Source organism: Planktothricoides raciborskii GIHE-MW2 (assembly GCF_040564635.1).
Taxonomy (GTDB): Bacteria; Cyanobacteriota; Cyanobacteriia; order Cyanobacteriales; family Laspinemataceae; genus Planktothricoides; species Planktothricoides raciborskii.
In genome coordinates this window covers 1,879,352-1,893,443 of the sequence record NZ_CP159837.1, presented here as the reverse complement: position 1 = coordinate 1,893,443, position 14,092 = coordinate 1,879,352, and the positions used below count along the sequence as shown (strand labels likewise).

The following is a 14,092-nucleotide window of genomic DNA, read 5'->3' as shown; positions in this document are numbered from 1 at the left end:
CAGGGAGAGTTATTCTTCCATTTTCAAGAGTGAGTAGTTGAAACTACTCACTCTCAATTATTTTTGGTTGGATTGTTTACAAGCTGGGATGAGTCACGCTGATGATCGAGGATGTTCGGGAAACTGACTTTGTGGATTGGCTGGAGCAAGCCGATCGGCATCGGCTCAAAGGAAATTATACCGAAGCAGCCAGCATTTACGAGCAGGCAATTGCCACGGAGCCTGACGTAAAATCTCACTACTGGCATTTAGGCTTGCTGTTACTTTTGCAGGGAGAAGAAGAAGCGGCTCATACCACTTGGCTGGTGGGGATGATGGATGGTGACTCTGAGCAGATCGAGCAGTGGACAGAGGAACTACGGCTGGTGCTGGAAACAGAAGCTTTAAGGCAAGAAGAATTGGGAGAGGATATGGTTGCCTGGTTGATTCGGCAACATATTCGGGAAATTTGCCCCCAGGATATTCACAACTTGTTGCATTTGATCCAACTTGGGAGCAAAATTAATCGTTTGCGAGAGGAGGAGTTAACTGCTTGGGATGCGATCGCAGTGCTAAAATCAGTCACTCCTAAGCAGATCGATCGGGATTTGCTCCTACAAGTTTTACGCAGCTTAATCAATGTGGCTCCACTGCATCCTTATCCGCAGGAATTTGCCGAAGCTTGTGTGCAGCATCTATCAGAAAGTGCTGAGTTTCGGGATCTGCTGATGGAGGTGGCGACGCAAATTGCCTATGAACTACATCAACCCAAAATCGCGATCGCCTGGGGAGAGTTATGTTTGCGGGCTGGGACTAGCACGCAACCCCAAGAACTTTTAGGGAATTTGGCTGGTATTTATGACTATGCGGGGAATTTTTCCCAGGCGATTGAAATGGCAAAACGCGCTTATGCTTTATGCGAAACTTTGCCAGACCAAGTTTTTGCGAATTACCGCATCCTGAAAAGCTTGCTCGGTGCTGGGGGATACTGGGAGGAAGCTAATGTTGCTTTAACGAAACAAGATTCATTGATGTTATCGCTGATAGCGGAAAAACCGCCAGAACTGGACTTGGTGAGGGCGAAACGTTTGCTGAGTTCTACTTTTTTATTTCCCTACTTGCGAGACGATCCGGTAAAAAATCGCCAGATTCAAAATTCTGTTGCCGATCTGTTTCAGTTTTATATTCAAGAATCAGCGCGGGAGATAGTAAGAAAATTTCAGGAGCAAGCGGTACAGCGTCGGCAAATTAATCCAACTGACAGACGTTTAAAAATTGGCTATATTTCTCATTGTCTGCGATCCCATTCTGTGGGCTGGTTAGCGCGATGGTTATTTCAGTATCACGATCGCCAGCGGTTTGAAATTCACGGCTATTTTATGAACTATCAGCCCTTGGACGATCCCTTACAAGCCTGGTATATGAATCATGTTGACCAAGTACATCAATTAGGTGCGGATAGCCTTAAGATTGCGGCAGAAATTGCCCAGGACGAAATTGATATTTTGATTGATATTGATAGCTTAACCTTGGATAGAACTTTTACGGTTATGGCCTATAAACCTGCGCCGATTCAAGTAACCTGGCTAGGTTGGGATGCGGCGGGATTACCTGCGATTGATTATTTCATCGCTGACCCTTATGTATTACCAGTCAAAGCCGCAAATTACTATACAGAAAAAATATGGTCTTTGCCGCAAACTTATATTGCAGTGGATGGCTTTGAGGTAGGAATTCCCACCCTACGGCGAGAGGATTTAGATATTCCCACTGATGCAGTAGTTTATTACATTGGTCAGAAGGGATATAAGGGTAATCTCCCCACAGCCCGACTACAAATGAAGATTCTTAAAGCGGTGCCGAATAGCTACTTTTTGATTAAAAGTAGGGCAGATGAAACGGCAGTAAAAAATTTCTTTACTGAACTAGCAGAAGCCGAAGGTGTGGACAGTTCTCGTTTAAGATTTATCCCGTCTGCTCCTTCAGAAGAAATTCACCGAGCGAATCTCGGCATTGTTGATGTGGTATTAGATACTTATCCTTACAATGGGGCAACTACTACATTAGAAACGCTCTGGATGGGGGTGCCGATGGTGACGCGAGTTGGTGAGCAATTTTCGGCTCGCAACAGCTATACGATGATGCTGAATGCTGGAATTACTGAAGGGATTGCTTGGACAGATGAAGAATATATAGAATGGGGAATTCGTCTGGGGACAAAGCCACAACTGAGACAAGAAATATCCTGGAAATTGTTACAAGGAAGACAAACAAAACCCCTGTGGAATGCCAAACAGTTTACCCGTGAAATGGAAAATGCTTATCAGCAAATGTGGCAAATATATCTCAATGGTTGATGATCAATGGAAAATCAAGAAAACTATAATAATCACTGGGAACAAAAAGCCTATCAATGCTGGATGCAAGGAGATTATGCTGGGGCGGCAAAATTTTACGATATTGCATCCGCAACGCTGCGCGAAAGAGCAATTTTGGCGCGTCCCGACATCCAGCAAAATTATTGGCTGATGAGCTTGATGTATTTATTGGCAGAAAATGAACCAGAAGCGGAAAGAGTTTGGCAAGAGAAATTAGCAGATAATAATTTGACGATTTCTGAGCCAGAGCAGAGGGAAAATTGGCTAATTGAATTAATTTCAATTTTCGATGCAGAAGCGGAAAGACAAAAGACAATTGCTCAGTTTAAAACCGCTTGGTTGATTCGGAACCATATTTTAAAATTAGCGGAGAAATTGCTCGAAGTTGCCACTTCGGGCAAAAATCAGGCAATTGCTTATCATCTAATGATTAAAATTTTACTAGAAAGTGGGGGCAATTGGGAAAAAGCACGGCAACTTTATCAAGAATATCAAAAATTACTGGAGGCGATCGCCAAAAAGGATGTGGCGATCGAATCCAGTTTTACTCTTGAATTGATGGCAACGTTGGGATTTCAAGCTTACTTCTGCGACTGTCCCCAACAGATGCACCAGTTTAACAATGAATTTGCTAGGTTTTACTACGAAAAAGTTAGAGCATATTTTCCTGATTTATCCCTGGAAAGGAAATCAAAGTTAAACATTCCAGAAAACCGAGATAAAAATTTAAAAATCGGCTACCTATCCAGCGGGTTTAACCGACACTCAGTTGGTTGGTTAGTCCGATGGATCTTCAAATATCACAATCGAGAAAAATACCAAATTTTTGCTTATAACTTAGGAAGTAAAAATGACGATTTAAAATATTTTTTTGAAGACATACAACAATCTCCATCAAATTTCATTGATGTTTTTAATTGGGGGGCTAGGGAAATTGCCGAATTAATTGCTAGGGACGAAATTGATATATTAGTGGATTTAGATAGCATTACTCATCGCTTGACTTCTCAGGTATTGGCATTACAACCGGCTCCCATTCAAATAACGTGGTTGGGGTGCGATGCTTCGGGATTACCAGCGATCGATTATTTTATTGCCGATCCTTATGTTTTGCCGGAAACAGCCTCAGATTATTATGCCCAAAAAATTTGGCGACTGCCCAAAGTATATGTGGCTGTGGATGGGTTTGAAGTGGGAATCCCGACGATCCGAAGAGATAGCTTAGGAATTCCCAACGATGCAGTGGTTTATTTCAGTTCCCAAACCGGATATAAACGCAATCCCGAAAATGCCAGATTACAATTGCGAATCATTAAACAAGTAAAAAATAGCTATTTTCTAATCAAAAATTTAGGAGATGAAGCCTTAACTAGAAGATTTTTTGAGCAATTGGCGGATGAAGAAGATGTAGATAGCTCCCGGCTGCGATTTTTACCACAAGTTTCTTTAGAAGAAATTCACCGAGCTAATCTGGGAATTGCCGATGTGGTGCTGGATACTTATCCCTATAATGGGGCAACAAATACGTTAGAAACACTGTGGATGGGGATTCCCCTGGTTACAAGGGTGGGGGAACAATTTGCGGCTCGTAATAGTTATACCATGATGGTCAATGCAGGCATAACCGAAGGGATTGCTTGGAGTGATGAAGCTTATGTAGAATGGGGTATTAAACTGGGTCAAAATTCCAGGTTAAGGCAAGAAATATCTTGGAAATTATTACAAGGAAGACAAACAGAACCCCTCTGGAATACGAAGCAATTTACTCGTGAGATGGAAAACGCTTACGAGCAAATGTGGCAGGCAAAGCAAAAATATTTGGCAAGTAAATTTTAGGAGGCTGTTTCCTCAATGGAAAACCAGAATAATTGGGAACAAAAAGCTGCTCAATGCTGGATGGCAGGAGACTACAATCAGGCGGCACAGCTTTATGAACAGGCAATTTCAGCTAATCCAAAACAGCGACAAAATTACTGGTATTTGGGGCTAATGTTGCTGTTGGGAGGAGAAGAAGAAGAAGCTCATACCACTTGGCTTCTAGGAATGATGGAAGGTGATTCTGAGCAAATGGAGGCTTGGACGGCAGAACTGTTGCAAATTCTGGAAACTGAGGCGAACAGGCAACAAGAAAAAGCCGAGAATTCACCAGCTTGGTTAATTCGACAACATTTGCGAGAAATTTGTCCCGGAGATATTTATAACCTATTGCAGCTAGTTCAACTGGCGATCGCTCAAGAGACATTAACTCCAGAGGACTTTGCCGCTTGGAACATTATTGAACTCCTAGAATCTACAAATCCTGGTAGTTTGGATTCGCAATTACTGATAAAAGTGGCAGAAAACTTATTGGAGTTTGCCCCCTTAGAATCATATTCCCAAGAATTTGTTGCTGCTTGTTTGCCTCATCTGAAAGGAAATTCAAATTTTCGAGATGTTCTCTTGGTGGCAGCCGCTAAAATTGGCTACCAGATGCGGGAAACGGACATCGCAATCGCGATCGCCCAATTATGTTTGCAGGTTAATGCGGAACATCCCGAAGAAATTTGGAGAAATCTGGCTCGTTTTTACGAAAAATCAAAGCAGTATGATCTGTCAATAAAAGCAGCGAAACAATGCTATGACCTATGTGAATATTTAGCAGATAAAATTGCCGCCAATTACCAGATTATCACAGCTTTATTAGTTACGGGTGGATACTGGGAAGAAGCAGTGGATATCTTTAAACGGCACGAGTCTATGCTATTGTCGTTTCTAGAGTTTCCACCGCAGGAAATTTTAAAACTCAGAGCATCGCGTTTGCTCACTGCTATGTTTTGTTTCCCCTATTTCAGAGATGAACCAAAAATTAACAGAAAAATCCAAAATAAGATTGCTCATTTGACCCAGGAACGCATCCAAGCAGATGCCAGGAAACAAGGGTATTCCTTTAATCAGCATTTGAATAAACCTGAATTGATGACTCAGGGAAGACGCTTAAAGATTGGATATATCGGCAATTGTCTGAGAAAACATTCCGTAGGTTGGATGGCAAGAGGAGTGTTTCAATATCACGATCGCGATCGGTTTGAAATTCACGGCTATTTCGTAGACTATGAGCCAGGGGATTCGCTGCAAGAATGGTATATTCATCATGTTGACCAAGCTCACAAATTAGGCTCGAATGCTTTACAAATTGCTGAGGAAATCGTCAACGATGAAATTGATATTTTAATCGATGTTGATAGCCTAACTTGGGAGGTTACATTTCAGGTGATGGCGTTGAAACCAGCCCCCATTCAAGCTACTTGGCTAGGCTTGGATGCGGCGGGACTGCCAGCCATTGACTACTATCTAGCCGATCCATTCGTTTTACCAGAAAATGCCCAAGATTACTATGTGGAAAAAATCTTGCGCTTCCCCAAAACTTACATCGCCTTGGATGGGTATGAAGTGAGTGTTCCCACCATGCGGCGCGACGAATTAGAAATTCCAGCGGCAGCAGTGGTTTATTACAGTGGTCAAACCAGTTCCAAACGCAATCCAGATATGGCAAGACTGCAAATGAAGGTTATTAAAGAGGTGCCAAATAGCTACTTTTTGATTAAAACTTGGCCTGATGTAGAAGGGGTGAAACAATTCTTTCTAGAATTGGCAGAATCAGAAGGAGTGGCGGTTTCCCGACTGCGATTTTTACCTAACGATTCTTCGGAAATTCATCGAGCTAACTTAGGAATAGTTGATGTGGCACTCGATACCTATCCTTATAGTGGTGCAACCACAACTTTGGAAATACTTTGGATGGGCATTCCCATCGTAACTCGCGTGGGCGAACAATGGGCTGCCCGGAATAGCTATACCATGATGGTCAATGCTGGAATTACCGAAGGCATTGCTTGGACAGATGAAGAATATATCGAATGGGGAGTTCGTCTGGGTTTAGACTCAGAATTGCGGCAAAAGATATGGTGGAAATTACGGCAAGGTCGCCAAACCGCACCCCTTTGGAATGCTCGGCAATTTACTCAGGAAATAGAACAAGCCTATCAGCAAATGTGGGAGAAGTTTCTCCAAGATTCAAGGGTTATACCATAAATGACTACAGCAATTTTCTAGGGCGAAGCATTTGTGGATTGCCGATTTGTGATTTTTTCCATAAATTTTGCCACAAATGCTTCGCCCCTACAAAGGTGCTCTATTAATCTGAAAAAATCTGTCAGTCAAGGTCAAGAATTAAAAATCATTAATCTTGTAGTCTTTCAGATAATCTCGAAGTTTAGCCACGATCGGTAGAGAAGCTAATCCTTGTTCTTTCAGTTCTGGAATTTGGCTGAGAACCTCAATTATATTATTAGCAAAATTATAATTAGGGTCATTTTTGCCATATTCCAGAGTGAGATACTGTAGTAACTCTACCGTATAGTCAGGAAAGTTCATCAGGTCAGCGATCGCAGCTAATTTGAGAATGTTCTGCGGATTTTTTAGGGGTGAGTCAAGGTCTTCTCGGATTAAATCGCGGAAATAAAGAGCATCTCCCCACAGTAATTGTCCGGCGCAAGAAGTTGATTGAATTGGCGAATCTTTGCGAGGCCGACGAGCACCCGCTAAATCAAATAGTGTAAATCCTTGGTTTCGCAAATAATTGTCCACATCTCCAAATAAAGGTTGATTAGCATAAATTTCAGAAAAGTTAACTTCCACTTGAACCGCTAAAATACTGCGGTCTAAAATTTTACCAGCCCCCTCCATTACTTGAATTTCTGCTCCTTGAATATCCAGTTGGAGAAAATCGATTTCCTGAATTGCTTCGGCTTCGCAAAAGGTATCTAAAGTGGTTGTTTCTATTTCAACCGTAAAATCTAGTTTAACTAAATCAGAAAGTCCGGCAAACCGATTAATGAAAGATTCATTTGGTGGATATAGAGAGCAACACATGGGATTTTTCGTTACATAAAGCGTGGCTTCACCCACAGTTTTTGCCAATGCCAAGGGAATATGTTTTTCCGTCCAATTAATCTGTCTCTGTTCGATATCTTCATTGGCTGCATCACAAGCATCAGCATCGGCATCAAATCCATAAATGGTCAGGTTGGGAGCAAAAAGATTCCAGCCTTGACTCCCGTAGTCATCTTGGCTGGTTATTTTTCGAGAACCCACATTACAGATTGTCATGGAAATTTGATCTAAATGACCACTTTTCTTTAAACTTTCCACAAAAGCTGACATGGCAAAATTCTCACTTTTCAAAATTGACTTTTCTGGGCAGGTATAGCAATGATATTCAAGTTGCTGGATAAATTATCAGCGGGATCTGATATGGGAATGAGTTGTCCAACATAGGGCTGATAGCGGAATAATTGATATCCATGACTGCGGAGATAGTCAGCTACAGGTAAGTTACTGCCCTGAGATCCAGCAATATTTTCATATAGAATTACTGGAGAAAACTGAGATAAAATTCTTTGACTGCCCATTAAAACAGAAAGCTCATGTCCTTCGGCATCAATTTTGATAAAATCGACTCGCTTCAGGTTTTCTTTTTCCATCAGGCTATCTAGGGTAAAGCAGGGAACTTCTAGATAAGATTCAGGGTTGATATTTTCGCTTGTGTCATCAGTGATAATTGCATTGAGTTCACTAGAATTACTCAGGGATAATCGAACTTTACCATTGCGATCGCTGGCGGCACCTGCACAGATTTTCACCCAAGAAATCTGATTAATTTCACAAGTTTCTTCCAAGCATTCAACACAACCGGGAAAAGGCTCGATCGCTAATACCAAACCTGTTGAACCAACACATCGGGCAGCACTAAAGCTATAAACTCCTACATTTGCCCCTACGTCGATCGCAGTCATTCCCGGTTGAATATGATTTCGCCAAAACTCCATTTCTTTTTCAAACCAGTCTCCTTCGGAAAGTAGTATGCTCGTAACCATACTATGACAAGTTGGCTCAACTCCCAAGAGCCATTCACTCTCAAAAGGTATATATGTTGTTGAACTATCAACTGCTAAATCAGTCCAACGCCACTCTAAACTATGAGGATTGTACCAAACGTCATTCCGGGCAAAATCCAGCCAAAATTGTGCTAAGTCTTTTTGCTTTATATCTAGAGCCATCAAATAGATGGCTTGAATGATCTGAAAACTAGAAATTGGCGCATAGTTGGCTAACTTTAAGTTGAGCAATCCCAGAGAGATATTTTTGGGTAACAGTTGAAAGCCACTGATTAAGTAGTTCCAGATATACTGGTTTAATAGTTCAACCGCTATTTCTATAACTTGTAATCTTTTCTTGGTATAGGTAATTACAGCATCTCGGCGTCCTAGGGATTGAATTTGTAATTGCTTAATTGCTTCTCTCAATAATAAGAGACATTGAGTATATCCTTCCTGATATCCCATGATTTCCAGGATTAAATCCGGGTCGATCGCCGTTTTTGAGAAGCGAGGCAGATACACAATACCGGGTGAAATTTCTGCCAAATTCACATACGCTGCTTGAACTGTATCATCCCAAGTAGAAAATACTAAAGGAATCGCTGTTTCAATATCTCCCGTCACTATCAACAACAGAGCAAGATGGGCAGCACAAAGAGGATGATTGTATTGTTCTACGCCCTGATTTAAGGCTTCAAATGCCATTTCAAGATAAATCTCTTTCATGGATGAATCTTGACAATTTTCTGCCTCAATTAGCGAGAGAACCGCAACATTATTAAAATCTAAGGCAGAGTTAGGTTGCTCCCAAGAGGTATTTTTCAGACTAGAAACAATATGAGGAAATAAACTGCGATCTAGATTGGGACAAGCCTGCTCTATGTATCGCCAATAATCAGCAGATAAATCAGGATTTTCCATAGGGATTACAGGTAAAGGGGTAAATTCGTTGCCATCTGAACCATATGAAATTTGTAACTCCCAAATACCTGTTGGTGATTCAACGGCACGACCAGCACAAAAATTTTCGATTGACAAAACTGAAATATCTTCTGCCTTAGCTGAGGCGATCGCTTCCTTATTTTCATATTCTAAAACTATTCTCCCATGAATCTGAGGGAATAGTGCTTGCCACTGAATTTTACTGAGTTGTCCAATCACGCAAATATCCGGGCCACTTTCCAGGTCTAGTTCTTGTTCCAGCATCAAATTCATCACAATGCTAGAGACAGCCATATCGGCATCCTCGTCAGAAATATTGGTACTATCTACCAGCAGAGTCATGTTATTTTTATCGGGATGAGAGGCGATCCCACCGATCGCCGTTGCCAACTCTTCTAACAGCGCATCTTCCGATGCAGTCCAGTCTGGAAATATAATTAGGTTAATGTTTCTTAATCGCAGTTGATGGGCAAGTTCTTGCTGCTGATCGGCAGTCAAAGATTCTGGTTCTGATATTGACTCTATATATTCCAATAGCGTTTTAGCTTCAGCAAAATCTGGTACAGCTTGCAAAACATCGGTGATGGCTTTTTTGGCCAAAGATATTTGATTAATTTTTACCGCTGCTTGTGCAAGATACCAGACAAAACGCCAGTGATTACAACCCAAGTTGATCGCGGCGATTAATTCTGATAACGCTTTCCCATAGCTTCCTTGTTCTTGTAAATATAGCGCCCACCAAAGTCTCAAATAACCATCTTTTTCATAATATTCGCGGTATTGAGAAATCCCACCTTCTCCGGTGGCTAACAACATTGAGGCTTGGGCGATTTTTTGGTCTGCTGCCAATAATTCTTCGACATTATCTGATTTCAAACTAATTTGAAATTCCGGCGCTGTTTCTCCCAAAGCTTGAATAAACAATTCTGCCCCAGAAAGATTTTCTGACTCTCCGGTGACATCTTTCAGGGTCACAGGTTGATCGATTTGAGGATATCCGTAAAGAGTGCCCCATTCGCGATCGCGCTTCGGCTGCTTCAGCAAATTTTCGTAAATTTGATTAATTTTGTTCGCCGCATTTTCCGCCCCAAAAATTTGGCGGGCATAATCCTGGGCATTTTTGCCAATTCTCGCTCGTTCTTCTGGATGATGATAGAGATATTCAACGGCTTGCTGATATTCCAGTTCGCTATTAACAACTAACCCGGTGTAATTATCCATCACTAGACTTTTAATCCCACCATAGGGAAAGACAACCGGAGGAATTCCGGCATACATTGCTTCTTGCAAGTTTAATTCTGCTGCCGCATAAGTATCTTCACATAATGGGTAGCCATAAACATCTAAAATTTCTAGCACCGATTTAATATTTTCCACAAATCCTCGAAACTCAAATCGGTCAGCAGTCCCCATTAATCCAGCCTGCTGTTTAAAATAGCTTTGCTTATCCCCACCGCAAACAATAAAGCGAATATTAGGGACGTTGATTTTGCTACTCATTGGCACATAATTGGGGTGCATTTTGGCAAAATTGACGCTGCCAATATAGCCCACATTAAATGTTTCGTGGGGTTGCGGTTTTATATCAGTCAGTCGAGCAAAGTCAGCCCCATCATACACCATCCCAGTTTTTGACAATCTAATTTCAGTGGGCAGACTTTGAAAAACCGGCAGTTCTGATGAATATGGATTACAGGCGATCGCGCAATCCGCAAATCCCACTAACTCTTGAGTAATGACTTGGGGTGGGTTATCTCCAGCAATGTGAAACCATAGAATCAGACGCATGGGGGGCAATTCTAACCGGAGAAACTCGTATATCTGCGGATTATTCCAAAAATGAAATTGCACAATGTCTGCATTTTCTATGGCTTGGATCAGAGTCGGGAAATCGGGACTATTAATCACCGTTATACCGGCTGATTTTACCATAGCCATTGCATCGGGCTTTGCCGGATCTAAAGACATAACAATATGTTCAAAACTCTCCTGTTCTGATGAATACTTAGCGGTAGCGATCATGGAGCGAGCCGCTCCACCATTTCCCAGGCAGTGGATAATATGAATAATCTTAGTATTGTTCATTAATCTCCTACAGGTTTATTGGTAGATTTACGATAAACTCGAATAGTAGAAAAAACCCCAGGAATAATTGGCAGATGGGCTTGAGTTTGGGTCGGATCCGTTGGATACAACAAGAAAATATCGATCGCTTCACACCCATAGATATTTTCCATTATTTCTTCACAGGCTTGTCTAATCCCAGGTTCTTTATCTCCGTGGTGAAATAAAATTCCCTCTCTATTTTCATCATTCATTGCTGGCAAATAATCATGAAAAGCCATAATCCCTCCCGGTGCGAGGAGCGGGAAATAATCGAGGATATCCTGCCGAACTCCCTGATAACTATGATCGCCATCAATAAATATAAAAAGAGGAAAATTGCCATCGGACTCAAATATCTGCGCTAATTCACTCACCGCTTGGTGAGAAAATTCCCGTAAATGTGTCACCCGATCTGCCAATTTTGGTAGAAGTTCGTAAAAAGCTGGAGTTCCTCCCGGTTCCACTGTAAACCCGTGAAAATCTACTGCCATTCTATCCAAAGTCCGACAAGTCAAAAATAGTGAACTTCCAGCATAAGAACCAATTTCCACAAACCTTAATGGAGCAGAAATTTCTGGCAATAACTTTCGCAGGATGTAGTAAAGCTGGAAACGTTCGTTTTGAGACATTTGACTTTCAATATCATGGGCTACTGGATCGTCCTGATAAAATTCTTGAACTAAGTCAGGTTCTAAGATGGGATTTAAAGGAAACTTATCCGGGCAGGAAAACCACACCCCAGTGCTGTCAATAGGCTTAATATCAAAATGAATTTGTCTTTGGCTCTCAAACTCATGGATCGCTTGACGACATCCTGACCAGTGACCATAGTCATCTACCTGAATAACACCATGATTAACAACTCGGTCATATAAATTATCTAAGATATTTTTGGTTGATTCATACCAATCCCCATCCATATGCAAAAAAGCAATCATGCCGATCGCATTCCGAACGGTAGGTAAAGTATGCTCAAAATAGCCTTTAACCGTTTGCACAATCTGCCAAACACCCAGTTGCGTACAAATTTCTCGAACACTGCTTTCTGGGGCAGCACAGGTGCCTGTTCCCCAACCCGTTGCATCCGCAGGAATCTGATTAAATTGGTCAGCATCCGTTGGCAGTGGCATCCCTTCAAAAGAATCAAAAGCATAGAGATAACGTTGTTGCTTACTGTACCGTTGAATCACAGCCGCCATTAAAGCTGTGGAACCGCCACCGGCCACACCACATTCAACAATATTGCCAGAAATGTTTGCCAAACAAATTTGTTTGACTAGCGAAAATAGAGAATAGAGACGAGCTTCGCTCAACATCGTGTAAGGACGGATTCTCTGATAGAGTGCTTGAAATTCTGCATCTTCAATTGTTCCAGTCACCAGTTCTGGATATGCTGAAATCAGTTCTTGACGGCATTCTTTAGCTTCTAGATTGTTAGGGAAATATCGCAGTTCTTCATACAAGGCTTCCAGGGCCGCAGCGGGTTGATTCATTTGCAGAAAACAAGCAGCCCGCAAATAATCAAGTCCGATGATCGGTTGTTTGCATGATTTTGCTTGATTCAACCAATGGAAAGCTTCATTAACTTGACCAGACTGCAACGCTGCCGTCGCTTGTTCCATTAACTGCCCGACGGTTCCCGCCCTCAGTTCTCCTAGTAGCAACTGGGCTTTTTTATGGCTTGGCACAATGTCTAATAAACTCTTCAAAGAGTCAACCGCTTGCCGGGGATAACCAAGTCTGGCTAAAGCTAAAGCTTTACCATAGTTAAGATGTGGTACATCTGGATATTGGGCGATCGCTTCTTGAAAAAGAGTCAAAGCTTCCCCGTTCTGGTTCTCGTTCAGCTTATTAACTCCTTCCTCGATCAAGTTTAATGGTGCATGGTTGGGATCAGTTGCTTGAATTTGCCCACTAAACAACTGTTTTTCTGTGAAATTATCCGCTTGAGTGTTACGCAAAATAAATGGCGGATGTTTTAAAGGAAAAGACATCATCTTAGTCGGTAAATTTGCCAGCGGATTTTTCCCCTTCGTGTGAGTCCCTTCTGCTTCAAACCCGATATTAGACACTAAATTGATATTGGGTAAAATTGTTAAACCCCTGCGAATCCAACAGGATAGTTGCCAAGGATAATCCCAAGTATCTAAACGCTCATCGTAAACTTGTTGAAACACATTTGACCAACAGCGAATTGCCAGATCATCCTCAAGGATATCCTGAAGACAATTCTCTGCTTTGACTTGAGGCCAAAGCTTCATTTCTCGATCGTAATGCTGCCAAGATCGCTTCCAAGTTGCCCATCCCCAGGAATGAGCATACCGGGAAAAATAATAACTGTATGGAGTTTTCTGTTGGTTAAATTGAAAGTTATCTCCCGCGATCGCCATAATTTGTTCGTGATGACGATATTTTTCTAGTAATTCCTCACAGAACCGAAAGAATGTTATATCGGGTAAACAGTCATCTTCTAAGATAATGGCTTCTTCTACCTGATTAAATACCCAATCTAATCCGCTGGAAATGCGTTTTCGACAGCCTAAATTTGTTTCCGAGTAATTCGTCAGTACCTCACAATCCCAGTCTACCTGTTTAATAATTGCCCGTCCTGCTTGACATTTTTCTAATTCTCCGGCTGCCTCGGTTCTCGGCCCATCTGCAATCACTAGAAGCTTAGGGGGTTGAGCTTGACGAATTCTCTCAAATACTCGCTGAGTGGTATCAGGTCTTTTAAAAATAAAAAAGCAAACCGGAGTGTTTATCCTTAAA

Annotated in this window: 6 protein-coding genes; 3 read left to right on the top strand and 3 right to left on the bottom strand. The window is 41.7% G+C overall.

The genetic code is table 11. From position 1 onward, the window contains the following. Positions 1-101: 101 nt before the first annotated feature. From ABWT76_RS07985 to ABWT76_RS07975, 3 genes are read left to right on the top strand one after another with little or no spacing between them, the layout of a single operon-like run. Positions 102-2,336 (top strand): O-linked N-acetylglucosamine transferase, SPINDLY family protein, encoded by a 2,235-nt coding sequence (locus ABWT76_RS07985; RefSeq protein ID WP_354635909.1) that lies wholly within the window; start codon positions 102-104, stop codon positions 2,334-2,336. A gap of 6 nt (positions 2,337-2,342) precedes the next feature. Next, a complete protein-coding gene (locus tag ABWT76_RS07980) occupies positions 2,343-4,193 on the top strand; it encodes a hypothetical protein (protein WP_354635908.1) in 1,851 nt (616 codons plus the stop codon). A 15-nt stretch (positions 4,194-4,208) separates the two neighbouring features. Beyond that, positions 4,209-6,428 (top strand): O-linked N-acetylglucosamine transferase, SPINDLY family protein, encoded by a 2,220-nt coding sequence (locus tag ABWT76_RS07975; RefSeq protein WP_354635907.1) that lies wholly within the window; start codon positions 4,209-4,211, stop codon positions 6,426-6,428. Between the two features lie 138 nt (positions 6,429-6,566). Here the strand turns inward: ABWT76_RS07975 and ABWT76_RS07970 are convergent, their stop codons facing one another. The 3 genes from ABWT76_RS07970 to ABWT76_RS07960 are packed head-to-tail and all read right to left on the bottom strand — an operon-like array spanning position 6,567 to position 13,989. Further along, positions 6,567-7,559 (bottom strand): FkbM family methyltransferase, encoded by a 993-nt coding sequence (locus tag ABWT76_RS07970; protein WP_054465950.1) that lies wholly within the window; start codon positions 7,557-7,559, stop codon positions 6,567-6,569. A 17-nt stretch (positions 7,560-7,576) separates the two neighbouring features. Beyond that, on the bottom strand, positions 7,577-11,302 hold the full coding sequence (locus ABWT76_RS07965) for an FkbM family methyltransferase (protein WP_354635906.1): 3,726 nt from the start codon (positions 11,300-11,302) through the stop codon (positions 7,577-7,579). After that, positions 11,302-13,989 (bottom strand): TylF/MycF/NovP-related O-methyltransferase, encoded by a 2,688-nt coding sequence (locus tag ABWT76_RS07960; protein ID WP_354635905.1) that lies wholly within the window; start codon positions 13,987-13,989, stop codon positions 11,302-11,304. Before ABWT76_RS07960 ends, ABWT76_RS07965 begins: the two co-directional genes overlap by 1 nt. Between the last annotated feature and the right edge of the window lie 103 nt (positions 13,990-14,092).